This is a genomic window from Serratia sp. (in: enterobacteria) (assembly GCF_046715635.1).
Classification (GTDB): domain Bacteria; phylum Pseudomonadota; class Gammaproteobacteria; order Enterobacterales; family Enterobacteriaceae; genus Chania.
Window position 1 is genome coordinate 1 of the sequence record NZ_JBKJYW010000147.1, and the last position, 24,617, is coordinate 24,617.

25 protein-coding genes are annotated in these 24,617 nt (G+C 51.4%); 8 read left to right on the forward strand and 17 right to left on the reverse strand.

From position 1 onward, the window contains the following. Positions 1–241 precede the first annotated feature (241 nt). Together ACLQ7H_RS07100 and ACLQ7H_RS07105 are read right to left on the reverse strand one after the other, a co-directional pair. Complete coding sequence (locus tag ACLQ7H_RS07100; protein WP_411752054.1) at positions 242–763, reverse strand: hypothetical protein; 522 nt, start codon at positions 761–763, stop codon at positions 242–244. A 93-nt stretch (positions 764–856) separates the two neighbouring features. Beyond that, a complete protein-coding gene (locus ACLQ7H_RS07105; protein WP_411752055.1) occupies positions 857–1,684 on the reverse strand; it encodes a carbon-nitrogen hydrolase family protein in 828 nt (275 codons plus the stop codon). Positions 1,685–2,167: 483 nt separating this feature from the next. Here ACLQ7H_RS07105 and ACLQ7H_RS07110 point away from each other — a divergent pair, with 483 nt between their 5' ends. After that, positions 2,168–2,587, forward strand: a complete 420-nt coding sequence (locus tag ACLQ7H_RS07110) for an NlpC/P60 family protein (protein WP_411752056.1) — start codon at positions 2,168–2,170, stop codon at positions 2,585–2,587. Between the two features lie 45 nt (positions 2,588–2,632). Here the strand turns inward: ACLQ7H_RS07110 and ACLQ7H_RS07115 are convergent, their stop codons facing one another. The 4 genes from ACLQ7H_RS07115 to ACLQ7H_RS07130 all read right to left on the reverse strand — a co-directional run bounded on the left by ACLQ7H_RS07115 (position 2,633) and on the right by ACLQ7H_RS07130 (position 7,269). Continuing rightward, positions 2,633–3,658: an ABC transporter permease gene (locus tag ACLQ7H_RS07115; RefSeq protein WP_411752057.1), complete on the reverse strand. Its 1,026-nt coding sequence runs from the start codon at positions 3,656–3,658 to the stop codon at positions 2,633–2,635. A 17-nt stretch (positions 3,659–3,675) separates the two neighbouring features. After that, positions 3,676–5,160, reverse strand: coding sequence for a sugar ABC transporter ATP-binding protein (locus ACLQ7H_RS07120; RefSeq protein ID WP_411752058.1), 1,485 nt, complete (start codon positions 5,158–5,160; stop codon positions 3,676–3,678). 77 nt (positions 5,161–5,237) lie between these two features. Further along, complete coding sequence (locus ACLQ7H_RS07125; protein WP_411752059.1) at positions 5,238–6,167, reverse strand: sugar ABC transporter substrate-binding protein; 930 nt, start codon at positions 6,165–6,167, stop codon at positions 5,238–5,240. A 553-nt stretch (positions 6,168–6,720) separates the two neighbouring features. Continuing rightward, positions 6,721–7,269, reverse strand: a complete 549-nt coding sequence (locus tag ACLQ7H_RS07130) for a helix-turn-helix domain-containing protein (RefSeq protein WP_021181074.1) — start codon at positions 7,267–7,269, stop codon at positions 6,721–6,723. 113 nt (positions 7,270–7,382) lie between these two features. On the opposite strand from ACLQ7H_RS07130, the gene ACLQ7H_RS07135 reads away from it, so the two are divergent. The 3 genes from ACLQ7H_RS07135 to ACLQ7H_RS07145 all read left to right on the forward strand — a co-directional run bounded on the left by ACLQ7H_RS07135 (position 7,383) and on the right by ACLQ7H_RS07145 (position 9,419). Continuing rightward, positions 7,383–8,051, forward strand: a complete 669-nt coding sequence (locus ACLQ7H_RS07135; RefSeq protein WP_411752060.1) for an AzlC family ABC transporter permease — start codon at positions 7,383–7,385, stop codon at positions 8,049–8,051. Next, on the forward strand, positions 8,051–8,371 hold the full coding sequence (locus ACLQ7H_RS07140) for an AzlD domain-containing protein (protein ID WP_021806744.1): 321 nt from the start codon (positions 8,051–8,053) through the stop codon (positions 8,369–8,371). The genes ACLQ7H_RS07135 and ACLQ7H_RS07140 overlap by 1 nt, the downstream gene beginning before the upstream one ends. Before the next feature lie 64 nt (positions 8,372–8,435). Beyond that, positions 8,436–9,419 carry a hypothetical protein gene (locus ACLQ7H_RS07145; RefSeq protein ID WP_411752061.1) on the forward strand — a complete coding sequence of 328 codons (984 nt, stop codon included), beginning with the start codon at positions 8,436–8,438 and terminating at the stop codon, positions 9,417–9,419. Between the two features lie 338 nt (positions 9,420–9,757). Here the strand turns inward: ACLQ7H_RS07145 and ACLQ7H_RS07150 are convergent, their stop codons facing one another. The 4 genes from ACLQ7H_RS07150 to umuD all read right to left on the reverse strand — a co-directional run bounded on the left by ACLQ7H_RS07150 (position 9,758) and on the right by umuD (position 13,247). Then, on the reverse strand, positions 9,758–10,300 hold the full coding sequence (locus tag ACLQ7H_RS07150; RefSeq protein ID WP_411752062.1) for a fimbrial protein: 543 nt from the start codon (positions 10,298–10,300) through the stop codon (positions 9,758–9,760). 173 nt (positions 10,301–10,473) lie between these two features. Continuing rightward, positions 10,474–11,289, reverse strand: coding sequence for a VanW family protein (locus tag ACLQ7H_RS07155; RefSeq protein WP_411752063.1), 816 nt, complete (start codon positions 11,287–11,289; stop codon positions 10,474–10,476). A gap of 273 nt (positions 11,290–11,562) precedes the next feature. Next, positions 11,563–12,825, reverse strand: a complete 1,263-nt coding sequence (umuC, locus tag ACLQ7H_RS07160; protein ID WP_411752075.1) for a translesion error-prone DNA polymerase V subunit UmuC — start codon at positions 12,823–12,825, stop codon at positions 11,563–11,565. 2 nt (positions 12,826–12,827) lie between these two features. Next, complete coding sequence (gene umuD / locus ACLQ7H_RS07165) at positions 12,828–13,247, reverse strand: translesion error-prone DNA polymerase V autoproteolytic subunit (RefSeq protein WP_411752064.1); 420 nt, start codon at positions 13,245–13,247, stop codon at positions 12,828–12,830. A 485-nt stretch (positions 13,248–13,732) separates the two neighbouring features. On the opposite strand from umuD, the gene ACLQ7H_RS07170 reads away from it, so the two are divergent. Further along, entirely contained in the window at positions 13,733–17,326 is a 3,594-nt protein-coding gene (locus tag ACLQ7H_RS07170; RefSeq protein WP_411752065.1) for a DUF4132 domain-containing protein, read from the forward strand. A gap of 47 nt (positions 17,327–17,373) precedes the next feature. On the opposite strand, the gene ACLQ7H_RS07175 is transcribed toward ACLQ7H_RS07170, so the two are convergent. Then, positions 17,374–17,847 carry an anti-virulence regulator CigR family protein gene (locus ACLQ7H_RS07175; protein WP_411752066.1) on the reverse strand — a complete coding sequence of 158 codons (474 nt, stop codon included), beginning with the start codon at positions 17,845–17,847 and terminating at the stop codon, positions 17,374–17,376. 132 nt (positions 17,848–17,979) lie between these two features. Between ACLQ7H_RS07175 and ACLQ7H_RS07180 the strand changes: the two genes are divergently transcribed. After that, complete coding sequence (locus ACLQ7H_RS07180; protein WP_411752067.1) at positions 17,980–18,111, forward strand: hypothetical protein; 132 nt, start codon at positions 17,980–17,982, stop codon at positions 18,109–18,111. Positions 18,112–18,156: 45 nt separating this feature from the next. Here ACLQ7H_RS07180 and cho read toward each other — a convergent pair whose 3' ends face one another. Together cho and ACLQ7H_RS07190 are read right to left on the reverse strand one after the other, a co-directional pair. Next, positions 18,157–19,029, reverse strand: coding sequence for an excinuclease Cho (gene cho, locus ACLQ7H_RS07185; RefSeq protein ID WP_411752068.1), 873 nt, complete (start codon positions 19,027–19,029; stop codon positions 18,157–18,159). A gap of 375 nt (positions 19,030–19,404) precedes the next feature. Beyond that, positions 19,405–20,454 (reverse strand): DUF4238 domain-containing protein, encoded by a 1,050-nt coding sequence (locus ACLQ7H_RS07190; RefSeq protein ID WP_411752069.1) that lies wholly within the window; start codon positions 20,452–20,454, stop codon positions 19,405–19,407. A 172-nt stretch (positions 20,455–20,626) separates the two neighbouring features. Here ACLQ7H_RS07190 and ACLQ7H_RS07195 point away from each other — a divergent pair, with 172 nt between their 5' ends. Continuing rightward, positions 20,627–21,109 (forward strand): tyrosine-type recombinase/integrase, encoded by a 483-nt coding sequence (locus tag ACLQ7H_RS07195; protein WP_411752070.1) that lies wholly within the window; start codon positions 20,627–20,629, stop codon positions 21,107–21,109. A 301-nt stretch (positions 21,110–21,410) separates the two neighbouring features. On the opposite strand, the gene ACLQ7H_RS07200 is transcribed toward ACLQ7H_RS07195, so the two are convergent. The 4 genes from ACLQ7H_RS07200 to ftnA all read right to left on the reverse strand — a co-directional run bounded on the left by ACLQ7H_RS07200 (position 21,411) and on the right by ftnA (position 23,931). After that, positions 21,411–21,752, reverse strand: coding sequence for a YebY family protein (locus ACLQ7H_RS07200; RefSeq protein ID WP_411752071.1), 342 nt, complete (start codon positions 21,750–21,752; stop codon positions 21,411–21,413). Positions 21,753–21,821: 69 nt separating this feature from the next. After that, a complete protein-coding gene (gene copD / locus ACLQ7H_RS07205; RefSeq protein WP_411752072.1) occupies positions 21,822–22,703 on the reverse strand; it encodes a copper homeostasis membrane protein CopD in 882 nt (293 codons plus the stop codon). Positions 22,704–22,706: 3 nt separating this feature from the next. Beyond that, the gene (gene yobA, locus ACLQ7H_RS07210; protein ID WP_411752073.1) at positions 22,707–23,090 is read right to left on the reverse strand and encodes a CopC domain-containing protein YobA; all 384 of its coding nucleotides are present in this window, start codon (positions 23,088–23,090) and stop codon (positions 22,707–22,709) included. Between the two features lie 322 nt (positions 23,091–23,412). Further along, complete coding sequence (gene ftnA, locus ACLQ7H_RS07215; RefSeq protein WP_021806759.1) at positions 23,413–23,931, reverse strand: non-heme ferritin; 519 nt, start codon at positions 23,929–23,931, stop codon at positions 23,413–23,415. A 387-nt stretch (positions 23,932–24,318) separates the two neighbouring features. On the opposite strand from ftnA, the gene ACLQ7H_RS07220 reads away from it, so the two are divergent. Beyond that, positions 24,319–24,504, forward strand: a complete 186-nt coding sequence (locus ACLQ7H_RS07220) for a DNA polymerase III subunit theta (protein ID WP_411752074.1) — start codon at positions 24,319–24,321, stop codon at positions 24,502–24,504. Positions 24,505–24,617: the final 113 nt, after the last annotated feature.

Consider the following 24,617-nt stretch of genomic DNA (forward strand, 5'->3'; position numbering starts at 1 on the left):
ACAGCACGAAAGTGGGGATGATCGACCTGAGAAATAGGTCGATCATCATGGGTAAAGGATGTTAAAAAGTGTTCACCATGTCCTTGAACACCTGTCTACCATGTCCCCGGTCTGTACACTCCCAAAGAGAGAGGGGGCCAAACGTGCCGCAAATTAGCTCCGGTACCGGACCACGGCGCCCTACCAGCCCCCTCTCCTTTTTGGGGAGAGGGTTGGGGTGAGGGAAAAATATCAGAAGCCGTTATTTCTTCTGTCGTTGCGCCTCAAACCACGCGCCGCATTGGGAGAAGATCAGCGTATTGCGATCTTTCACTAACACGTTAGCCCCGGGAACGCCTTCACTCCCCTGATCGGTGATCCCCGGAACGGTGACATCCTGATGCTGAATAATGACTCGCTGCACTGAAGGCGTACTGATGCCCAAAATCGGGAAATCGACGTACCCATTGTCGCCCGAGTTGTCTTCCACAAATTCTTGCGCTTCTACCGTGGTGGTGGTCGCACCCTGATTGCTCAGTTGCTGTTCATGCCAGGTAAAACCGTCGGCTGTATAGTTGATACTATTACCGACCAACTGCTGTGCCTGCTTTTCATCCCAGCAGCCCACGGTCTGGGTGGGAATGACCTTGGTCACACTCCAGTTGCCGATTAACGCCGATGGGATCGGGGCTGGGGCGTTTTGCGCTGCCCAGGCGGTGGGCAACGATAGCACCAGCAGCGCAGCCAATGGCACGATTCTTTTACTCAGGGCGGGGAATTGCATGGTACGGCTCCTTTGTGTGCTGCAAATCTATCAATGTCAGTGACCAATCTGCCTATGACTTTACCTAAGCCATTGGCCTTTCAGCAAGCGGCGTTAACGCGGAATTAGCGGCCACCAGCGTTGTTCATCATCCCGCTGCTGCCACTGCGTCTCCGCGCTGAGTGCCAAACGCCGATCGTCCAGATAACGATATTCGCGGCGAGACGCTTCCAGCAGGCTGAAATCCAGCTCTGCCTGCACTATTCCCGGCTCACGCCCCAGGCTGGCCACCTCACGCCCCAGAGGATCCACAACCAGGCTTTCGCCAGCAAACTGCATCCCACACCCATGCCCTGCGCGATTGGCCATGGCGACAAACATCTGATTATCCTGAGCTCGCGCCAGCAAAGCGTTACGATGCACGTGGCCGTAGGGATCCATATTGCCATCGGTAACCAGCAACAGATCGCAGCCCATCAGGACCAATGCTCGTGATGCCTCGGCGAACTCAATGTCGTAGCAGATCAGTAATCCGATACGCCGCCCACGCCACAGCCCACAGACCAGGCGATCGCCCGCTTGCACTTCGACACGTTCGTTGGTCCATAAATGGCTTTTACGATAATGCAGATAGATGCCCTGCTCTGGCGTGATCAGTACCGAGCTGTTGAACAGTTGCGCACCATCCTGCTCAAGAAAGCCCACTGCGACGGCAATGCCCGCCCGCTGGCTTGCTGCCACCACTTGCGCGAGTTCAGGGCCTTGCCGTTGTAGCGCGTAGTCCGTATTGCCATCAGGATGGGTAAAGCCGGTCAGCTGCGTTTCGGGTAACACCAACAGGTCGGTTTGGCCGCTGCAACGCTCAATCTGCGCCAGTACGGCGGCCAGGTTATGGGCTATTTCCCCTTCTCGGCAGGTAAATTGGGCCAAGGTTATCCGCATTGATTACTCCTTTTAAGTCGAACAGTGTTTTTACCTGTTATCGCCACCGGCTGGCAAGTCACTGTTAGGGTTAAAACCGCCTCCTTTCCTCCCCCGACGTTTCCCTAAGGGCATGCTGATGATCAATTTGAGATGCCACCACCGTACCCAGCCGATAAATCGACAGCACGACATGTTGCAATTTTGGTAGGCAAAATCTGCCACCGGTAGTTAATTGCTTGATTGCCTGTCATTCCCTGTTTTCCACTGCCAACCAGAGGCCCGTTATAAAAAGCAACAAGCCGATAACCTGCATGATTGTGGTTAATAATTGACCTGTTAATGGTTTATTTATGAGCAATACCTGTGTATATTACCATCACTCACAAGGAATGAGTCAGGCAATCCGGCCACTCCATTACAGGGATAGACGTTCAGTTGCTCATTTAGAAACCATTTATGCTTAAATTTTTTGCTGTATTTCTCACTTGCTCAGCTTTTTGCATGAGCTTTTCCGCTTCAGCCAGTTCCGGCCAGAATAATACTCAGGAGCTAAAAAAAATCCTGTCGCATTATGACCAATGGGAAGGAGTTCGATACAAATTCGGGGGTAACTCGCGCAAAGGCATCGACTGTTCAGCCTATATGCAGCGCGTGTTTCAAGATGAGTTTGCCGTCAGCTTGCCACGCAGCACCGGTGAACAAATGAAACTGGGCTCGCGAGTAGCTAAAAGCGAGTTAAACACTGGCGATCTGGTGTTTTTCAAAACCTCATCCCGTCAGCGCCACGTCGGCGTTTATATCGGGGAGGGTGAATTTGTTCACGCCTCCACCAGCATGGGAGTCACCGTTTCCAGCCTGGATAACCAGTACTGGGGCGCGCGTTACGAACTGGCCCGGCGTATCAATAGCAGCGATGCATAAACCTGGCCAAACCGCCGGTCACCACACCGGCGGCCAAGGCGAGGATTATAGCTTTTTGCGGTTACGGCGCATGTCGATAGCCACGGCAGCCACGATGATCATGCCTTTGATAATGTCCTGAATGTAGGAATCCACGCCGATAAAGGTAAAGCCACTTTTGATCAGGCCGAGGATCACCGCGCCGATCAACGTGCCGGTAATGCGCCCCACTCCGCCCATCAGGCTACTGCCACCGATGACCGCTGCGGCAATGGCGTCCAACTCATAAGACACCCCCATACTCGACTGCCCGCTACTGACTCGTGCCGCCAGCACCACACCCGCTAATCCTGCCAACCCACCCGCAATGGTGTAGACCGTCACCAGGTATTTATTGACGTTGATCCCAGAGACCCTGGCCGAGGTCATGTTGCCGCCGATGGCATACACATATTTACCGTAACGGGTGTGTTTCAGGGCGATATGGAAAATCACCGCCACCACCAGGAAGATAATCACCGGCATGGCACCTTGGCCAATCGAGGTAAAGCCGTCCGACAGGAAACTGACCGGGTTACCTTTGGTGTAATACTGTGCCAAACCACGGGCAGAAACCATCATCCCCAAGGTGGCGATAAACGGCGGAATGCCGGTGCGGGTGATCAAAAAACCGTTGATAAATCCACAAATAATACCCACCGCAATCCCGGCCCCGATGGGGATCGCGGCGGGCAGGTCCAACAGGCCCGGATACATTGGCGAAATGCTCTCGGAGGTTTGCGCCAGGCTGGCCGCTACCACCGCCGTCAAGGCAATCAACGAGCCAGAAGAGAGATCGATACCGGTGGTAATAATAACCTGGGTGACGCCAACGGCGATGATGCCGATAATCGCCACCTGCAAGACGATCAGCAGCAGGCGGTTCGGATTAAGCAGGAACGACTGATCGCGCACGTACCAGCCCAGCATTTCAAAAATCAGCGCGATACCGATCATGACGATAAAGATGCCGGTATCTTTCGGCAGCTTGCCGCTGAAACCGGCAAACAGCGAGGCTTTGACTGGCTGAGTTTCCACTTTGACGTTATTCATTGTGTTTTACCTTTGCGTTATTCCGAGGCCAACGCCATGATTTTTTCCTGGTCTGCTTCGGCTTTATCCAGGATCCCCGTAATGTGTCCGGCGTGCATCACCATGACGCGATCGCTCATGCCGAGTATTTCCGGCAGTTCCGACGAAACCAAAATAATGGCGACGCCACGGTGCGCCAATTCGCTGATCAGGCGATAAATTTCTGCCTTGGCCCCCACGTCGATACCGCGCGTGGGCTCATCCAGGATCAGGATCTTCGGCTGCGCCAATAGCCAGCGGGCAATCAAGACCTTCTGCTGATTGCCGCCGCTCAGGTTATTGATAATCTGATCCATGGTCGGGGTTTTAATATTGAGTTTGCTAATTTGCTCCATGCAGTCTTTGGCCATCTGCGTCTGGCTGACAAATCCGTTTTTGTTGGTATAGGCGGAAAGGTTGACGATACTCATGTTCTCCACCACCGACAGCACCAGAAACAGCCCGGATTTTTTACGGTCTTCGGTCAGGAACGCCAGCCCCTGTTCGATGGCTTTGGAGGGTGAGTCTATTTTTACCGGCAAGCCTTCAATATAAATCTCGCCCCCTTCGGCCGGGTGCATACCAAACAGGCTCTCCATCACTTCGCTGCGCCCGGCGCCCACTAGCCCGGCAACGCCAAGGATTTCCCCACGCTTTACAGCAAAGGAGATATCCTGGAACCAACCGCTGCGCCTCAGCCCGGCCACACGCAACACCTCTTCACCGATATTGTTATTGAACTTGGGGAACATCTGGGTCAGTTCGCGGCCCACCATCATGGTGATCAGCGACTGTTTAGTCAGGTTTTCGGTTTGATCGCTGGCGATCAGAGTGCCATCGCGGAAGATGCTGACCTCGTCGGTGATGGCAAAGATCTCGTCCATTTTGTGGCTGATATAGATAATGCCTTTGCCCTGCTGCTTCAGCTCACGAATGATCGCAAACAGATGCACCACTTCCCCTTCCGTTAATGCCGAGGTCGGTTCATCCATGATCAATACGTCGGCGTTATAAGACACCGCCTTGGCAATCTCGACCATCTGTTGGTTGGCGATGCTTAGCGCCCCTAGTTGGGTTTCGGGGTTTAATTTAATCTTGAGATGTGCCAACAGCTCGCGGGTTTTGCGGTTTAATTCCTCGTGATTAACAAAACCTAGCTTGGCGGGTTCACGCCCCAGCCAGATATTTTCGGCCACCGTCATATGCGGTACCAGGTTCAGTTCCTGGTGGATCATGGAGATGCCCGAGTGCAAGGCCGCCAGCGTATCGTTGAACGTCACCGGTTGCCCTTTGACCTTGATGGTGCCGGTATCGGGGCGATAAATACCGATTAAGCACTTCATCAGCGTCGATTTACCGGCACCATTTTCCCCCATCAGCGCATGCACGCTGCCCGGTTTGATCTTGAGCGACACGTTATCCAACGCCTTAACGCCCGGGAACTGTTTGCTGATGCCTTCCGCCTCCAGCACATAAGGATACATACTGATAACCTCCGCCGTTATCCTGCCGATAGCTGTGAACGATGCCCCCTCACGTTAGGCAAGGGGCCGGTTGGTCATTACTTTTTGTTCTTGTCGGCAAAGTCTTGGTAATTGGCTTTGGTGATCAGTTGGTAAGGGATCATGACGCTGCTTTCAACCTTCTCGCCTTTAACCAGTTGAATGGCGGTTTGCACGGCGCCCTCCCCCTGACCTTTGGCGTCCTGGAAGATGCTGAGGCTCAAATCCCCCTTCTTGATAAACTCCAGGGCATCCGGTGTGCCATCAACACCCGCTACCAGCACGCCGGTTTTCTTCGCCTGTTTCAGCGCCAGAATGGCACCAATCGCCATCTCATCGTTGTTGGAAGCAATGGCATCAATCTGCTGGCCGGAGAGGATCCAGTCGGTAGTCACATCGACCGCCTCTTTGCGGAAAAACTTGGCGGTTTGCTTATCGATGATATGAATATTCGGATATTGGGCCACCACTTCCTCAACGCCGCGGGTCCGGTCACGGGTGGCTTCACTGGAAAGCTCACCGAGCAGGATCATCACGTTGCCCTTGCCGTTCATCAGCTTGGCCAACTCTTCCATCTGCAGTTTGCCTGCCAGTTTGGAATCTGAACCTACGTAGGCCATACCCGTTGGCAGCGTGGCTTCTGGCCGACGGTTAACGAACACCAGTGGAATATGGGCGTTCTCCGCCAGCTTGATCATCGGCTTGACGCCCTGGGTATCCACCGGGTTAAGGATGATGGCGTCGACCCCTTGGCTGACAAAGTTTTCTATCTGCTGGATCTGCTGTGCGATATCGCCTTTGGCATCTTCAAACTGGCCGCTGACGTTGCCTTCCTGCTTCATTTTATTCTGCATGGACTGGCGCAGGATGGTCAGGAAGTTGTCATCAAAGTAAGCCATCGACACGCCGATCTTGATATCTTTGGCTAACACCGAGGCTGGCAGCATGCACATCAGTAGCGAGGTGACGATCAATTTCTTCAGCTTCATGTTCTGTACCCTTTAATCGTTAGAGTGAAGAGGCCTGTTGATTTGACGGCTAATGAAAAATATTTTTTACATTCAAACAACAATCCGCTCGTTATTATCGCCTTAAAATCCTATTCCACGTGGTTCCCATCAGTTAACACTGTCTACGAGGCACCTGAAAACAATTAAAAAACCACCTTTAAAACAATGCATTGAAATGAAAATCTGATGTAATTGTTAAACACCCCACTCATTTGTCAAACGTTTATTTCAAAAATTAGACTAATGAAATTTTTTAACCCAAACAAGCGAAACGTGTGTTTTGGAATGGGCAAATAACAAAAATATGACAGGGATCTAACAAATGAACGCAAAGCGACCACCAGTCCCCCTCACCCCAGCTCTCTCCCATTGTAAAATCGGGGATCCCGTGAACAGCTGTTTAAGGGAGAGGGAGCGGTGTTGTAGGTAAGAACGGAAGTCAGTCTGGAGGTATAAGGCAGAACGCCGTAGTCAAGAGATCGCACATTCGATCCCCTCTCCCTTTTGGGAGAGGGTTAGGGTGAGGGGTATGTTAGTTTTGTTCCGAGACCAGCACGGCCAACGTATCCGGCTCCAGGGCGCGAAAGATGTGCGGCCGGTCGGCTGGGTAGCAAATATAATCCCCGGCATTCAGCTCGGCAGGCTCTTCCACCAGCCCGACCAAGGCGCGCCCCTGGGTGATGACGATGTGTTCCACCGAGCCTAACGGATGCGGATGAGAAAGACGATCGGCTCCCGGCTGGGTCGTCAGCAGATAGATATCTCGCCGTGCACCAGGCGGACAGGTTGCCAACAACACCGCCGTATAGTTAGCCACTTCCGACACTACCGCAGCCCCTTCCCCACGCCGGATCACCTGCGTTTTACTCTGCTGTGGCTCCATCAAACGCGCAAAGGGGATATCCAGCGCGACGCAGAGTGCCCACAGCGTTTCGAGGCTCGGATTGCCATTCCCCGCTTCCAGTTGTGACAGCGTGGATTTGGCAATTCCTGCCCGGCGGGCAATTTCTGCCAACGAGAGGCCTGTACGCTGGCGTTCGCGCACCAGAGCTTCCGCAATGATGTTGATAGGTTGTTTCATAGGCCGCGTAACTCACCTTATAACGAACGATCGTTCGACTTGTAAATAGAGATTGAAGTGTTCATTATAATAGAACAACCGTTCGTTTTGAGAAAGGCAGTGAGAAAAATAGTATGGCTAAAAACTTTTTCCCCTCGCTCGATAATGGCGTGATCAAAGGGATCGCGCTGGTCTGCCTGGCGGACGGCATCGTGGGGATCTCCTATGGTTCGCTGGCGACCGGCCTGGGTTTCGAGCTCTGGGTCCCGCTGATGCTGTCGTTGCTGGTGTTGGCGGGTGCCTCTGAATTTCTGTTTATCGGTATCGTCGCCAGCGGGGGTAGCCCCTTTGCTGCGGCGGCAGCCGGGCTGCTGGTTAATGCACGCCACCTGCCGTTCGGTATGGCGGTTAAAGAGGTGGTCGAACGCAGCCGCTTTAAGTTATTGGGTTGCCATATCATGAACGACGAAAGTGTGGTGTTCGGCATTTCCCAACCGACGCTGGCCCAAAAACGGGCGGCCTACTGGCTCTGTGGGCTGGGGATCGCCGCCTGCTGGCCATTGGGCGTGTTGATTGGCGGCACCATCGGCAGCTTTATTCCCGATATCAATGCCATCGGGCTGGACGCCGTGTTCCCCACCATTTTGCTGGCCTTGATTGTGGGTTCGCTGAAAAAACTGCGTACCAGTATTTCTGCCTGTTCCGGCACCCTGATTGCCCTGGCTAGCGTACCCTTGGTACCGATTGGCATGCCGGTGCTGTTTTCACTGTTGGGTTTACTGATCAGAAAGCGAGAAAAATAATGGATAATCAAACACTCATCATTGGCATTCTGCTCCTGGCCAGCGGCACCTTTGCGTTTCGCTTTGCCGGTTTTCTGCTGGGCCGCAGCCTGAGCTTCTCCGACCGGGTTCAGGCCTTGCTCGCCGATTCCGCCACCACGTTGCTGCTGGCCGTAGCGGTGATCGCGACGCTGTTCGAAGGGCAGCACTTTGCCGGTTATGCCCGTTTAGGCGGTGTGGCCGTGGGTGCATTATTAGCCTGGCGGAAAACACCGTTAATCGTGGTGTTGCTGGCGGCGGCGGCAGTGACGGCGCTGTTGCGGGTAGCCGGTGTGGCATAACTCACTGCTGGCCGGGTATGATGGCGGCTGGCAGGTGTGCTGCCTCACCGGAGATAGGATAGAAATGGAGAAGCTTGCCACTTTAGCCGTAGTTGGAATCTTGCTGCTTGCGCCCTGGACAGCGCTACAGGCCGTGACGCCAGTAGGCCCAGGCTTTACCCCCGACCGGCCTGCTTCGCTGTTTGACTGTCAAGTTCCGTTGATCAAGCTGTTAGCCAGCAGCAATCAGGCGCTGATCCAGGCGGAGAAAGTACCTGCGGACAAGTTGGACATCCATATGGAACCGCGAGCTAACGGCATACAGGCCATTCAACTGTTCGATCGCCGAAAACCGGCATCGCCTGATTCGCCAGGGGCCGGGCATCTTGGTTGGGTCATGTACGATCCGCAAACCGGGCAGCTATTGGATAACAGCGCCGACGAACAACATCCGCTGCAACTCACCTTTAATCCGCAAGACGGCAAGCAATATCAGCAATGCCTGCAGAAGGAGCAGCGCTGTTCGGCCATTTTGGACCAGATGAAATTAGGCGCCATCATTGCCGATTCCCCAAAATATGTGGTGCGGGGTAAAGGCCGGGCTTATTTTCACGTCGCCCCCACCGAGCAGTGCGCCAATGAGTCTCAATTTGTGATCCCGGATGACAAGGTGCAGGTGGTGGGTTATGCCGCGCTTGAGCCTGTCGAAGGCGAGAAAAATGGCTATCTGTTAGTCGGTTATGGTAATGCCTCCGGCTGGATCAACGTTGAACGCCTGGCCCCACTTGACGAGATTTGCCACGATGCCCAAGCCAGCGCCGAAGCTGTAATAAGCAAAACGGCCTCGCCTACGGTGAAATATCTGGTGAAGAGCAAAAAACTGTATTTTTACAACTCGCCGGATAAGCTCTGCCAGGATGAAGGCGGGAAGTTTGTCGTCAATGGCGATAGCGTTACCGCCAGGCACAGGCAGCCTTATAAGGAATTTTTGTTTGTGAGCTATATTCACCCCAAAACCGGCGATAAAACCACGGGCTGGGTGAAGGCTGATGGTTTGGCTGGGCAATAAATGCAGGCCCTAGTAGCCCCTCACCCTAACCCTCTCCCCAAGGAGAGGGGATCGGACGTGCCACATATTGGCTTCCGTGCCCCGTTTCTGCACCAGAAAGGACCAAACATGCCGCAGATTAACTTCTTCACCTAACCACAACTCCGTACTCGCTCCCTCGCCCTTATTGGCTTCCGTGCCCAATTTCTGCACCAGAAAGGACCAAACATGCCGCAGATTAACTTCTTCGCCTGACCACAACTCCGCACTGGCTCCCTCGCCCTTTGGGAGAGGGTCGGGGTGAGGGGAAAGCAGTCTAAAACCCACCGAGCGGTGGGTTAGATAGCACTAACGATCAATCAGGCAGCCAGCTCAAATAAATAGAGCGTGTAGTCGACCTTGCTCGCCACATTACCCGGCGTTGCGCGGCCGGTACTGCAGAAGTTTGCGGCAAAGGAGGCATAAACCCCACCATTCATCACCGGGAAAAACGCCGAACTCACCAGTTGAGCATTACTGCCTGCCTGCACAAGATTGTTTTGCTGGTCACGCAGCTGAATTTGCACGTTACCTGCCTCCGCCATATTAATCAGGCCGCCGGTGGCAGCATCAACCGTTGCGCCCCCCTCAAAAAACACCAAGGCGTGAGAATATTGCTCCGAGATACCTGCAACGCGGATGTCGAAGCGGGTTGCCTGGGCCTGAGCACCCGGGTTTTCAAGCTGCACTTCGCTTATTGCACCAAGCTGTACGTAGCCATTTTGGGTTTCGCTGCCGTTAACGCTGACGGTGAGACCAGCACTGCGTGGCCGCGGTAAAATAATGCCACCCTCTTCAATCCCTATGGTTTGGGTAACGATTTGTCCAGAAAAATTGATGGTTCCATTGACGGTATTATTCATGGTAAATATCCTTATTCTATTAAGAAAGCAGATTGATTCTGATGTTCCACCTGATTTAATTCGCAGTGTTGGTTCTGCTTAATTAAATATTACCCACTTAATGATAAGAATTCCTTCTGTTACCGTTGTGCTGTCAATGGCCGGACGCTGATGCTCAGCGTGATTGACGATACTCAATCAACCTGTTGTTCTTCAACATCATATTTTACCACCACATCGTTCTGGTATAGCCGTTCGGAATGTAATACCACCGAGTCCTGCCCTTTGGTGGAGATATCACGCCAGATTTCATTCTGCCGGTAAACACGCTGTTGCCGACGGATAAATCGGTGGGACTTCTGGTAGATATGATATTTCACCGTGCGAGGGGCCGAACACAGCAGTTCACCTTCCAACTGGTGTTCCGCAACGTTGAACACCAGCTGAAAGCTATCCTGAGTCGGGTTATGCAGCACCAGATCGATATAGTTGTAGAAAATGGCGGCTCCCGAGCCAAAAGGCAATATCCGCCCTTCGTCCGGGAAAGGATCAAAACTGTGATTTGCCCGTTCAGTCACCACCAACGGTGAATGGATCGCCATCCAGTGGATTAAATTACTGAGCTGACAAATACCACCGCCAATACCGCTGCGCGCTTCGCCAAACGACAACTCCATCCCTTCAACAAAACCACGCGCACGAGTCGGCTTGCCCACCAGCTTACAAAACGAGAAATACTCACCCGGTTTGATAATAATTCCGCTGGTTGCCGCAACCGCCAAACGCAGATTAATCACTTTATTGTGCTGCAAGCCAATATCGCTATTGCCCAACTTGCGGATCAGCTTCGAGGTATGCTTGATAAAACGGTGATCCAACCGCTGCTCCGGTATTCTCTCACTGGCGTACTGGCGCGATGACCATTGCCACGCAAGATGGCGCAAAACCCGCTTTTGCCGGACCCGCAGCCAATAAAGCAGCGGATGATAGGATGATAAAGGCCTGCGCATAGTGTTAATCCATTAACCCGAAAGTTAAGTAACCATGAGGCGAAAGTGCCAATTAAACAGAGCGTTATATCGTAAGCGTAGCGCAGTGGTCAAGGGAAAGCACCGCTTTGCCCGGCCCGAGTTATTAATATGATCCGTCACCCAATTCTAATTGCGACGGTGCCCTCTCTTGAGTGCGAGCTGAAAAGCTGCGAGGCACAGAACGGCAACCTGCGGGAGAAAATACTCTCCCTCCTTTTACCAGATTCAGTGAGCCGCTCCAATTAGCCGGTTTTACCTGGCGACAGGCAGGTCAGAATAGCGTGTGGTGTAAGCTGGTGAAAGCATCTCTCGTTTCATCGCCCAGGCTTTCTGAATGCCCTGCCCGGCAAACCAGACTTTCCCTTTTCCTGAGGCGTTAATGCCATCGATCGCGGCCATCAGTGCAGCGCTGTTGGCCCTCGGCGCGTTATTATCAAACAGATTCAGCTGTGCTGTGCCACGGCTGAAGAAGTCAGCCAGCATCACGCCTGCTTTCATGTACCTGTGGCCGTCCACCCAGATGCGATCCAGCGATTCGGTGGCCGCACGTATAATGTCACGCGTATCACAGGATGGCGTCATCAGTTTCATTGATGCTTGGTTCCCATAGTAAATCTCATTGTCCGCATGCGGGCTGGTACGCAGGAAGACGCTAACAAAAGCGCAAAATTGGCGTTCACTGCGCAGCTTTTCTGCTGCGCGCTCGGCATAGGTGCAGATGGCTTGGCGCATATCGGTATAGTCGATGATGCGGAATCCAAACGAACGGCTACATATTATCTGCTGCTTTACGGGCGCGAACTCCTCAAGCTCAAGGCATGATTCGCCGCGTAACTCGCGCAACGTCCTTTCCAGAACGACGTTGAAATGTTTTTTTATCAGCCATGGTGAACTGTCGGCTAGTTCCAGTGCGGTGTTAATCCCCATGTCGTTCAGCTTTTTGCTAATACGTCTTCCGATACCCCAGACCTCGTCCACGGATACCTGCGCCAGGAGCTTCCGCTGACGGGTAACGTCGGATAAATCCACGACGCCTCTCGTGCCCGGCCATTTTTTGGCTGCATAATTCGCTAGTTTTGCTAATGTTTTGGTTTGCGCAACACCAATCCCGATCGTCAGTCCGGTGTTTTTCAGTACCTGGTTTCGCATCTCATGACCTAGAACCTTTGGGGACAGACAGCGAGCAACGCCGGACAGATCGATAAAGGCTTCATCAATGGAGTAAATTTCGATTGCAGGTACCATATCCGTCAGCGTCTGCATGACGCGTGCGCTCAGGTCAGCATAAAGAGCATAGTTTGAGCTGAAAACGTGTACTTCAGACGGGAACGTTTTATTTTTTAGTCTAAAGAAGGGTTCGCCCATAGTAATGCCGAGTGCCTTTGCCTCTACGGATCGGGAAATCACGCAGCCGTCATTGTTGGATACGACTACCACGGGTTTTCCGGTTAAGTCCGGTCGGAAAACGGTTTCGCACGAAGTGTAAAAGCTGTTGACGTCGGCCAGTGCAAACATCTTCATTTATGCGACTTAATCGAAAACGTCACCACACCAAATATTTCCAGCTCTTCAGCATTCTGAAAGGTAATGGGCGAGTAGCTGCTATTGTGCGGGAGTAACTGCAAATCTGGATGAGTGCGCAGTTCCTTCACTGTAAATTCACCGGCCACAGCGGCAATGACGATATCGCCATGGCGAGCCGACAACGACCGATCGACGACCAGAAGATCGCCGTCGCCAATTCCCGCGCCTGTCATAGACTCGCCGCTCACTTTAATAAAATACGTGGCACCGGGATGGGCTATCAGGAGCGTATTGAGATTCAGCCTATCTTCGACGTAGTCCTGAGCCGGGCTGGGGAAACCACAGGGTACACGCTCAGTGAAAAGTGGCAAGGTGACAGGAGACACACACTCTGTAGGGCGGATGAACGACATGATGCTGAACCTTATAACTGTATTTATATACAGTATTTACTGTAGAGCGAGACAGATCAAGCCCCTTGTCAGATATTGTTAGGAAGTTTCTGAATACGCAGTAAATTCAGTATTTGCAACACGGAGACTTTTGCTGAGATCCTATAGCTAGTGAATGTCTTATTTCAGTAGTTATCTGGTTGACATATTGAACAGCCTAAGAGTTTATGTAACATTTGCACCCATGCTTGATCAGGGTAATGTCCTGAGGGCGGTGACACTGTTAAGTCCGCAGCAGGCACAAATCCTTTTAAATAATTGGGTTCCTCACCAGACGAGTACGGCGCCGAGCAGCCGTTGAGCAAAATCTGGCTCAGGAAGGGCGATGTGTGCACCTACGGCTGGAGAGTCAACGCGGCGCAGAAAATACCGTTCTCAGTGCTGGATTGTCACCGCTAGCGAGTTGATTAACGACATTGAGTCACTTTTTGATTAAGGAAAATCCGATGAACAAGGGAACTACAACTCCGCCATGGCTAGCAGATGACGCACTGCCGGAACTAACCTTTAAAAAAGGCAAAATACCGCTAAGCCACCGCCGCTGGCCGGGTGAAGCGGTTCCTCCCCTCAGTGAAAACCGAATTCAGCAACTGGCTAATGTTTTACCGAAACGTTTTAGCCATTTCAATCAGCCCAACTGGCTCTATAGCCACTGCCAACCCGAATGGCAGCAGGCAATAGCCCAGGCGATTAGCCTGATCGGGGCCACTAAACCGTCTATCCCCGCACGCACGATGGCCGCATTAACCCGGATAGCGGAAGACAACAGCCGGGAATTGCTGGACGAAATTGTCCAGCAGGAAGGTATCGAATACGCCACGGAAGTGGTGATTGAGCGACAAAGCATCGCCATCGATTATGTCAATTCCAACCAACAGACGCCTGATATCACGTTCACTTTTACTCATCAGGATCGTAGCTATTTATCAGAGACTTATAACGAATTTGATCTGCGCCTACGCAAACATCTGTCACAGGCGCAGGAAGATATCTGGCAGCGCTGCGCCGACAAACTTATCGCGGCGCTCCCGGCTATACAGCCAACCCGCCGCCCTTTTATTGCCCTGCTGTTGCCCGAATTACCGGAAATCGCCAATGAGATAGCTGGGCTTACCTGTAACAACAGCAGCTTACATGCAAAAGAGTGGCTAAAGGCAGTGGCAACCGCCCCCGAGGCGCTGGCAGCGCTTGAGGAATACTGGACACTGGATGTCTTTAATGATCGCGAAGCCAGCTATATGTCTAGGGAAAACCATCACGGCTATGCCGCCTGTGCTGCGCTGCTGCGCGAACAAGGGCTGGCGGCGGTGCCACGGCTAGCGCCCTACGCCCACCGGGACGACTGCGGCAGCCTGCTGGTACAGATTAACCATCCGCAGGTCATCCGAATGTTGCTACTGGTGGCAGATAAAAACAAGCCCAGTCAGGAGCGTGTGAGTAAGTTTTCAAAAAAATTCCCCGCAGCAACGCTGGTGGCATTGGCGGAGTTGCTGACGCTAAACGTACCGCCCGCTCGTCCCGGCTACCCTGGTGTTGAGGCCAAAAAACTGCCGCAGCAGCAAAAGAAACAGAAAGAGAGCTGGCGAGCACGACTCCAGACTTTGCTTAATTTACATCCGCAACTGATCGAGCAGCTCACTCCGTGGTTAAGCGCGCAAGCACTGGCGTTGCTGCATTCTTTTCAGCAGCCTTCGTCGCTGGAGGCAGTCGGCGTAGCTGACAGTACCAACCTACCGGAGATTCTGCTGTCACCACCGTGGCACAATAAAAAGAAAAAAGCCGCCAGCCCCTATATTGACTTGCCCGCGCTGGCCATTACGCCGCAAGAATACTGGCAACAGGGCGAGCGGGAGGCGCTGGCAACCTCGTCACCGGCGCGATTCTTTAACGATATCCCCCTGCTTGAACGCCTTACGCACAAAGGCGATAGCCTCGTCTTGCGGGAATTAGGCTTTGAGGATATGGATTATCTTTTCCATCAGTACACCCTGCATGGACAGCAGAGGCACTTTGAATCCAGGCAAGGGAGCGACTGGGATAAAAGCACCGCCAACGCGCTACGCAGTGGCGATAACGAAGCGCTGCTTCAGGCCTGGCGAAACCATCTGGATGCGAATTATAAACCTAATGACAGCTGGAATCTTTATCTGCTGTCGCAGTTGCCGCACGAGCAGGCGCTGGCACTCTGGCAGCGAATCAACGAAGAGAACTTCAACTTTGTTGGCGCGGACTATCTGCTAAGTAGACTCGGCACCGACGCCCTGCCTGGTCTGTTGTTGGCGCTACAGCACCACCCTAAAGATATTTTCCCTCTACTGCTCAACTTCGGCGCTACCGAGCTAGTGCTACCGATGGCCCGCGCCTGGCGGCGTTTTCAGGCCCGGCGCAATCTGGCGCGCCAGTGGCTGCTGCAATGGCAGGAACATGCCGCGAGCGCGCTGATCCCGCTGGCGCTGGATAAAGTAGGCGATAACCGCGAAGCGGCGATCAACGCCCTGCGCTTGCTGCATAAGGAAGGCCACGCGGACCTGCTGCACTCCGTGGCGCTACGCTGGAACGTACCGGAACTGTGGACGGCGCTGGCGCAATTGCTGACGCAAGACCCACACGATATCTACCCAGCCCGCGTGCCGAAAGCTCCGGATTTCTGGCAGCCCACGCTCTGGCGCAGACCGCGCCTTTGCAGCAACAACCAGCCGCTACCCGACGACGCGATGGAGATCCTTGGCGAGATGCTGCGCTTCACCCACGGCAGTCACTATTACATTGGGCTGGATCGGGTAAAAGAAGTCTGCCAGACGCACACGTTGGCGGCCTTCGCCTGGGATCTTTTCAGCGCCTGGCAAAACGCCGGCGCGCCCACCAAAGAGAACTGGGCCTTCCATACGCTGGGCATTTTTGGCGACGAGAGCACCACGCGCGAACTCACACCATTGATCATGGCCTGGCCGCAGGAGGGCAAATCGGCACGTGCCGCCAGCGGGCTGAATCTCCTGACCCAAATCGGTAGCGACATGGCACTGCTGCAACTGCATCACATCTCGCAACGTGCCAAATCTCGCCCGCTTCGCGACAATGCGGAGCAATCTCTGCAAGAAGTGGCCGAAGCGCGCGATCTGAGCGAAGAGAAATTACAGGACCGATTGACACCAACGCTGGGGCTTGATAACCCACAGGCGTTGAACTTTGATTTTGGTTCGCGGAGTTTTCGTATGCGTCTTGATGAAAACCTGCAACCAGTGATTTACGACTCGCAAGACGTGCGACAAAAAACAATACCGCGTCTGCGAGCCGACGATGATCAGCTCAAGGCATCAGAAGCGCTGGCCCGTCTCAAAGGGCTGAAGAAAGACATTACCCAGACGGCGAAACGCCTGCTGCCGCATCTGGAATCCGCACTGCGGCTGGCACGACGCTGGAAGTATACCGAGTTTCAGTCGCTGTTTGTCGATCACCCGTTCACGCGCCACCTGACGCAGCGGCTCGTGTGGGGCATCTACGCCCCCAATGAGCCACGCCGTCTGCTGAGTACCTTTCGCGTAGCGGCGGAGGGGGAGTTCTGCGACGCTCAGGATGAACCGATCACGCTACCGCCGGATGCTCTCTTCGGTATTGCCCATCCGCTGGAAATGAGCGCTGAAATGCGGGAGGCATACGCGCAACTCTTCATTGACTACGAACTGATCGCACCTTTCCGCCAGTTGACGCGTCGTACGGTATTGCTCACCCCGCAAGAGGCTGCGCACAGTCAGCTTACTCGCTGGCAGGGAAAATCGGCCGCCTGCGGGCATCTGCTGTGGTTGCGCTCTCAGGGCTGGCAACTAATGGATAACAATTATTTCTGCTACGTTTTACCTCAGCATCAGTTGATATTGGAAATCTCGCCTGGATTCCCCTCTTACAATATCGATGCTAAGGCGGAAATGAGCTTCACTGGCCTCACGCTGTACTGCGATGGGCGGGAAGTTCCCTTCGCTGGCGTCGATGAGCGGGCTCTGAGCGAGGCGTTAAGCTCACCGGACATTATTTTTCACTCATAACGGGCGGCGCAACATCAGAAGAAACAGCCGCCCTGGGCGGGCAGCAACTAATCAAATACACCGTTTATCACAGATGCAACAATCGCAGTGCTTAGAGCCACCAGCACTAGATCATTCCCGGCGATACGCCATTCATAGCCAGGATAAGATGGCAGTTGTCCCAGCATTGAAGCAGGCACCATTTTCTTGGCGATCCCTGGCGGCAATGGCTTGCCCCGTGCCAGGTTCTTGGCAATGCCGGGAGGTAAAGATTGATACCCGGTTAATCCATAGTTTACCGCCAGAGGTCGTACACGGTCATAATTGATATTCACGGTAACCAGATCATCATGACCGCCCTTGGCTTTTTTTCCTTTGTCTGAATGGTCTTTGCCTGAATTACCCTTCCCGTGATTGTCTCCATGGTTAGCGGAATTACCATGCCCACCTCCGTTACCGTTACCTGGATTGGCCATAACGGAGGCTGAGGATGTGAACACGATCAACACAAGTGCGAGGGCCGACCAGCGATGCTTGAGCATTTTAAATAACCTCAATGAGGGGATACCCGATCAATCTAGCCCTCCCCTGACTACCGAGCAATAAGGATTCATCTTATAGTTAGTTTCTATGTTAAGTTGATTCATTCGTTGCAGAGCTAACCAGGTGGGTTTATGAAACTAATTGCAGGTACCCTTTTAGTCATCCTGCTGGCCGGGTGTACTTCGGTCAGCGTCTCTGGCTCTGGCGGTAGTTCGGGGCGTGCAACGACCACTATCGGCATCGGTTCTGGCGTCCGCCTTTGATGCAGACACCCGCGCTGGTTTACTGGCTGGTGTGAAAGCGTTAACTTAGGTTTTTTCGTAGAGATCGATAATCTCGTACTCTCCACCGATCACGGGTTTGCATAAAATTTTATAGCCATCGCTATCAAAGCCCGGCGCAGCAATCATTAACTCCCTCGCTTCATCCAGGCTATCTACTGCACCCAACCATAACCAATGGTGGATAATATGGTACTGCGCCATATCAGCCCCCTGCTCTCGCAAGGCTATCGGGCCACGCCACGGCCAGCACACCACGCGGCCTTGCTCGAGCGCTGAGGCCAAGCGCTGCCGATGATCGGCCAGGCTTTCTTTACCACAGCAGGCTCCGGCACAACGCTTCAGTGCAGAACGAAAACAAGGGCGGCCTTTGCTTAATGGCTCAAGCCCCAACAGCCCATAACACAGCTGATGCTGATCGGCGATAGACTGCAACGCTTGTAGTGCCGCGCGCCGGTTGGCAAAAAGGCCAAACAACCCAGCGTGCCGAGCAAAATTGACCTCTTTGGCATACACCACTGTGGGTTTGTCATCATTGAGTTGCAATGCGCAGAGCTGCCTGTTGCGGCGCAGTCGTTTATTGAACAGCGGCTGCTGCTGTTTAATCAGTTGCGCTTCCAGCAACAACGCCCCTATTTCACCCGCCGTTCTGATAAAGGTGATACGCCTCGCCTGGCGCAACATGGCCGCTTCGTCTGGGGTACGCAAATGTGAAAGCACCCGGCTGCGAAGGTTCACGCTTTTACCGATGTAGAGCGGCATGGTTTCACACTCGCCGTGGAACAGGTATACCCCAGGCAAAGCAGGCAAGCCTTCCAGCCATTGGCGTAGGTGTTCCGGGTACTGGTAGATAGCTTCCGCTTCAAACTCAAGCCTTGGTGCGGCAGAACGTCTGGCCAATCATATTCTCCATACTGATTTTTTATACAGTATAGCGGGGTTGGGTGGGAGTTTGAAGGGGGGGGTATATAGAAATCTTTGGATAGGAAACATCTCTTTTCAAGGGGGGGCGTAAATACACACAACCTAAAAACTCGGGTAAATTAATTAGTATGAATTGTATTTATCTTTACAAAATAACAAAGCAAGAAAAACCAAGTGTTGTACCTATGTAATAATATATACATTAACATTTTTGCGATACGTGTCATTAAAAAATATAGTTTATATGACTGCGTGAGAGTTGGAGTTTTATTTGGCTTTCCTTCCATTATTATGAAGTAATGCTATCTTAATGACTTTAGCATATTATTTAACGACATAAAAAACCTTAAATCATATCCAGTCACTATCTCCATAAATGAGCTCAGATAATAATTCGATTATTTTATCATTTGATATAGCAAATGAATTTTTACCAATTAACTTTTGCATTTCTAAAGAACGCTCATCTTTGATCGATGAAATGAAATACTCCGATGAGCATTCGGCTATATGTAAGTCGAGATCATTTATGCTTGGTATACACCCTTTAGATGAACCGCACAATAACTTTCTAGAACTAATAGGCAGGTATATATTTCTCAATACATCACTTCTTTCATAGTATGGCTTAAATTTTCTATCTCCTTCAACTTCAAATAACACCATGTTATCACCTAATGGTAGATCATAGTTCATACTTATGACATTGAACTCTAACTTAACGTAATCATTTACCTTGGCCTCAGGAAAAATAGATTCATTTAACGCTTTTAGATGTCCCATTTTCATAACCACTGGCAATTTTTCTCTTATAATCTCAGCTATACGTGGTTTATATACTTCAACCATACTCTCAACAGTAGTTGGCAACCAAAGATTTACGTTATTAGTCATTAATTGTTTAAGGCTATATTTCATCGCAGACGAAATAGTCATACTTTCTAACTGCCGATCGATTAACTTCTCGAGTTTTTTGGGTTTGGAAATTATATTTCTCGTAACATACTCCATTATAATATTTTTTTTAAGGAATGCATCTCCAATATTTTCCATTAAATATGAAAATGAATTTTGCATTGATATTCTTATGTGCCTTGTTCTCGACTCTAGATGTGAAATAAACTTGGAAATATCAAGTGACGCAATGTTATCAATGTTGTGACTCTGGAGAGCAACAACTAACTCAGAAAAATCACTTTCTGCATCTGTAATAGTGTCATCAACACTATGATCACTATCTAAAGAATAAAAAAAACCTTCTGTGCCAACATTTTTTATGTTTGCCAGCAATACTTTTCCATCCAATCTATATTGCCAAGTATATTGTTGCTTTTTACCATTATCAAATGAAAAGCCTCTCTGTAAAAATTGTGGCATGAAGTGTTGGCGCTTACCAGACATAATACCGTCCTTACTTTATCAAAAAAATCGATCTAAAATGGATATATACCACATGTAATACCGTAAAACACAAACTACTAACTGGAGATAGTGCTTTATATCTAACTAGATTGCAAACATCTAGGCTGTCACCTACGCACCCAATTTGTTTGGCTGCAACCGAACAACCACAATGGGTAAGATTTGCAATGGAGATTCTTTTGTAACTGGTCAGCGTCGTGAGGATGTTGTTCTCTTACACTTTGCGGACATTATCGACGGCAGATTACATGTCGAACAGGGTAAGACTGGCATGCGGATTGCCATTCCCTTAAACCTAAATCTTAAAACTGTGAACCTCTGCCTAGGTGAAGTGATAGAACGATGCCGGGCCTCGCATTCCTCAGACTACATAATTAACACCACACGGCGATCCAAAAATGGTGATAAATCGCTGCATCCAGATGCGTTGACTAAAGCGTTTGTGAAGGCAAGGAATGCCACCATGTTGGAACTTGGTGACAACCCGCCGAAGTTTCACGAGATCCGAAGTCTTGCATCACGACTGTTTAGCATAGAAAAAGGAGAGGAGTTTGCACGTCTGCTAGGCCATAAATCGGCAGTCATGACCAAGAAATATCTTGATCTAAGAGGTAAGGAATACTTACTTGTTTAAAAAGACCGAGTATAGGTTTTCGTGGAAATTTCGTGTGGTTTTTTATCTTTATAAATCAAATGCATAAAAAAAGACCGAGTACGATTCCTATACTCGGTCTAGGGAAAGGGCTCTTGGGAGAGAGCCGTGCGCTAAAAGTTGGCATTTATGCAAGGTTTGTTCAACCGTGCATCCTAAGAATAGTCCAAGGTGCCAATTTTGCCAGCCCAGCGCACACAAGTGATAGTTACAAACAGAAATTAATTACGTACATCTCGTCACCACCCGTAAACTTTTGCATAAGTATCGGGTGGTTAGCTGATTAGTCAGCACACAATTTTTCTGCTCTTTCGCGGAAAGGTTGCACGCTCATTTTCTGTCCGGGGTGGTTGGCATCATCCAGCAGGATCACGTCCAGCGATTGAGCACGTTGCTGCCCCGCTTTCACCTGTGCTTCTGCTGCTTCATTGAGCGGATACTGCATCAGGGTGCTGTTGTTGAGCACGAACAAGGCAGCCCCTTTGCGACACTGCAGCGTGACTTCCTCTTTGGTGAACGCCCACTGTTTGCCGTACTCCAGCTTCGTAACGTTAACCAGCTTATCTGCCGCTAGCGCGCCCGTCGCCGTTGCCAGCAGCGCAATACCAAGAATTACAGATTTCATGTTTTTGGCCTTAAGTTGCGATTTAAATCGATTTTCCCGCAAGTTGGGGGCATCCGGCAAGTCGCAATGTCATACCGGCGCATAGGTTGCAAATAAACTCACCAGCAGTAGCACCACAACTCCCAACGCCACCTCAAGCCAGCAGGCGATCACCAACCTGCGCTGTGCCAGATTAGGGGTGGTGCGCATCGCGGGGACAATAGCGTAACGGTTAACCAATGCCACCATCACCATCAGTGCCACCAGCCCGACTTTCACTAACAACAAGCGCTGATAGGCGGAGCCAAGATCGACTGGCCAGCGGCCAAGGATAATCAGGCTGTTGATTATGCCCGTCACGATCACCAGCACTACGGCAACATGGCCCCAGCGGGAGAAGCGAATCAAGGTGGCGATCGCATCGCTACGCCACTGCGGTTGTGGCAAGTAGCGTAGGCAAAGCAACAACGGCAACAGGCTGCCGAACCAGTAGCCTGCGGCCAACAGGTGCAAGGCGTGGTTAACGCGGTGCGCTATGCCCAATATGCCCGCATGCATCGCCGCGTGGCCGATAAACGCCATATTGACTAGTAGCAGTGTCGAACACAGCGCTAGTGCTTGTCCCCGCTTTGTCGCAGGCAACAGCAAGGCTACCAATGCCAGCAGGGAAAAACCCAGATGCCAACGCCAGGCCTCGCCAAAGGTGGTGCCCAACACCGCCCACCAAATGCTCAATTGCCAGGTATCCGCCCAGCCATCGCCCATCAATCCGGCCTGAATGGCCAGTATCAGCAAGGCGGTTAATGCAGAGATCCAGGTCGAGGCGAGCAGCAGCGGGCGCAAATCGCGGGTGATGATCGGGGAGAGGCGCTGTGGCGACAGGACGGCGGTGAACAGGCTGACACCAAACATCAGCATCACCGCCGTAAAGTGCACAAAGCGACACAGCACAAACAGGGTCGCCAGAGTCATGGCTTAGTTAACGGTAAAGCTGTACTGACCTTTGGTTTTATGACCGTCAACGGAAACCACGTGCCAGCTGACCTGGTATTTCCCCGCCGCCAGTTCACTTTCAATCGGTACGTTAACTTGGGTGTTATTGTTTGGCTCCAGATCCAGCTTGCCGGTCTTAACCACGGCGTTATCTGGGCCGGTCACTTTGACACCGCTGAAGTTAGGCTCAATGCCTTCGGAGAAATTCAGCGTCAGCACTTTTGGCGCGGAGCTGACGGTGGCGTCTGCCGCCGGGGTCTGTACTTTCAGGTGGGCATGCGCCAACGCCTGCTGAGAAGACAAGCCGACAAACAGTACAAAAATGGTGGAAAGCAGGCGATAGGATGAACGAATTTTAGCGATCACGGAGGAGTCCTTTATCAATTATGTAGGTGATAAGGGCCAAGACCGGTTACGCGGAGCGATGTTTCCGCAGCCTCAACCCACCACTGTGATTGCGCCACGGGTAAACAGCAGCAGGAGTGGGTAACTCACTGTTATAACTCTCTACCTCCCGGTAGCGTATCGCGTTAAATCATAACGACGGTGAATCGGCAAGTCGAGCACATCACTGATATTTTGCGATCTGGCAGCACGTATCGCTATGGCCGCGCGATAAACACAGGGCAAAAAAAACCGCGTACGGTGAAAAGTACGCGGTTTTCAGATTGCTGGCAAAAGCAGGTTATCAGGCCTGGCCGTTACCGCTTACTGCCTCAGCACCCATTCTCTTCAGGTCTTTATCAATGAAGAACAGTGCCTTGCCGCTGTTGCCTACCAGCGCCAACTTATCCAGTACGGATTTGAACAGCTTCTCTTCTTCGTGCTGCTCGGCAACGTACCATTGCAGGAAGTTGAAGGTTGAGTAGTCTTGTGTGGTCATAGCCACGTGCGCCAATTCATTGATTTGACGAGTGATCAGTTGCTCATGCTCGTAAGTCTGCTGGAAAACGTCCGCCAGTGATTCAAACTCTACCGGTGGTGCAGAAATGCTGCCGATCAGTGGCAACGCCCCGGTATCACTGAGATAGTCGAACAGACGCTGCATATGCTGCATCTCTTCGCGTGAATGTTCTTTAAGGAATGCGGCGGCACCTTCGAAGCCTTTATCGCTGCACCAGGCGCTCATTTGCAAATACAAATTGGCGGAATAGAATTCCAGATTCAGTTGCTCATTCAGTTTCGTGGTCATTGCTTGCGTTAGCATGAAGATCCCTTTTATTTTTGCAGGTCATAAAATTAATTGGGCACATTATGCCTTGATTAACACAAAATAAAAACACTTGATTTACATTCATTTATTTAAACGTTAATTTATCCATAAATTCAATGCGTTATAAAAAACTTAATTTAACATTAAATTATTATGATAATCATTTTCATCTTAATATTTACAGTAAGACGAATCATTCTTATTTAACAAAATAACCCAACGACATTACGCTTAAACATTATATCACCCTGCTTTTTGTAATGACTCTACGCCCAGAGTCTGAAGATGATAGGGATAGGTTGGCTTGAGAAACTTGCCAAGCGCTGCATGGTAGATTACCTTCTGCGCTGAGTTGCCGTTACACAATAGAAGGAAAATATCATGGGCTACAATCTGGCAGAACTTTCCAAAGACGAGATGGATAAGATGAACGTTGATCTGGCCGCGTCTGGGGTGGCATTCAAGGAACGCTACAATATGCCGGTGATCCCTGAGATGGTGGAACGTGAGCAACCTAAGCATCTGCAGGACTACTTCCTCGAGCGTGTGATGCACTATCGCGTCTAATCACACAAATTCTCTCTCCTGCCTTACGAACCTAAAATGAAGTAATGGCGCCTCTCCCACAGGGAGAGGGAACCGATCGAGTGTGTTTGAAGTTTATCGGGACTCACCTTGGA

Coding starts and splice junctions, on each gene's coding strand:
- copD (WP_411752072.1), bottom strand. CDS start 22,703: ATGACTCTGGCGACCCTGTTTGTGCTGTGTCGCTTTGTGCACTTTACG.
- umuC (WP_411752075.1), bottom strand. CDS start 12,825: ATGTTTGCACTGGCCGACGTCAACAGCTTTTACACTTCGTGCGAAACC.
- ACLQ7H_RS07135 (WP_411752060.1), top strand. CDS start 7,383: ATGGCTAAAAACTTTTTCCCCTCGCTCGATAATGGCGTGATCAAAGGG.
- ACLQ7H_RS07170 (WP_411752065.1), top strand. CDS start 13,733: ATGAACAAGGGAACTACAACTCCGCCATGGCTAGCAGATGACGCACTG.
- ftnA (WP_021806759.1), bottom strand. CDS start 23,931: ATGCTAACGCAAGCAATGACCACGAAACTGAATGAGCAACTGAATCTG.
- umuD (WP_411752064.1), bottom strand. CDS start 13,247: ATGTCGTTCATCCGCCCTACAGAGTGTGTGTCTCCTGTCACCTTGCCA.
- ACLQ7H_RS07120 (WP_411752058.1), bottom strand. CDS start 5,160: ATGTATCCTTATGTGCTGGAGGCGGAAGGCATCAGCAAACAGTTCCCG.
- ACLQ7H_RS07100 (WP_411752054.1), bottom strand. CDS start 763: ATGCAATTCCCCGCCCTGAGTAAAAGAATCGTGCCATTGGCTGCGCTG.
- ACLQ7H_RS07190 (WP_411752069.1), bottom strand. CDS start 20,454: ATGTCTGGTAAGCGCCAACACTTCATGCCACAATTTTTACAGAGAGGC.
- ACLQ7H_RS07115 (WP_411752057.1), bottom strand. CDS start 3,658: ATGAATAACGTCAAAGTGGAAACTCAGCCAGTCAAAGCCTCGCTGTTT.
- ACLQ7H_RS07200 (WP_411752071.1), bottom strand. CDS start 21,752: ATGAAATCTGTAATTCTTGGTATTGCGCTGCTGGCAACGGCGACGGGC.
- ACLQ7H_RS07125 (WP_411752059.1), bottom strand. CDS start 6,167: ATGAAGCTGAAGAAATTGATCGTCACCTCGCTACTGATGTGCATGCTG.
- ACLQ7H_RS07105 (WP_411752055.1), bottom strand. CDS start 1,684: ATGCGGATAACCTTGGCCCAATTTACCTGCCGAGAAGGGGAAATAGCC.
- ACLQ7H_RS07130 (WP_021181074.1), bottom strand. CDS start 7,269: ATGAAACAACCTATCAACATCATTGCGGAAGCTCTGGTGCGCGAACGC.
- ACLQ7H_RS07110 (WP_411752056.1), top strand. CDS start 2,168: ATGAGCTTTTCCGCTTCAGCCAGTTCCGGCCAGAATAATACTCAGGAG.
- ACLQ7H_RS07180 (WP_411752067.1), top strand. CDS start 17,980: ATGAAACTAATTGCAGGTACCCTTTTAGTCATCCTGCTGGCCGGGTGT.
- ACLQ7H_RS07220 (WP_411752074.1), top strand. CDS start 24,319: ATGGGCTACAATCTGGCAGAACTTTCCAAAGACGAGATGGATAAGATG.
- ACLQ7H_RS07140 (WP_021806744.1), top strand. CDS start 8,051: ATGGATAATCAAACACTCATCATTGGCATTCTGCTCCTGGCCAGCGGC.
- ACLQ7H_RS07145 (WP_411752061.1), top strand. CDS start 8,436: ATGGAGAAGCTTGCCACTTTAGCCGTAGTTGGAATCTTGCTGCTTGCG.
- ACLQ7H_RS07150 (WP_411752062.1), bottom strand. CDS start 10,300: ATGAATAATACCGTCAATGGAACCATCAATTTTTCTGGACAAATCGTT.
- ACLQ7H_RS07195 (WP_411752070.1), top strand. CDS start 20,627: ATGGGTAAGATTTGCAATGGAGATTCTTTTGTAACTGGTCAGCGTCGT.
- ACLQ7H_RS07175 (WP_411752066.1), bottom strand. CDS start 17,847: ATGCTCAAGCATCGCTGGTCGGCCCTCGCACTTGTGTTGATCGTGTTC.
- ACLQ7H_RS07155 (WP_411752063.1), bottom strand. CDS start 11,289: ATGCGCAGGCCTTTATCATCCTATCATCCGCTGCTTTATTGGCTGCGG.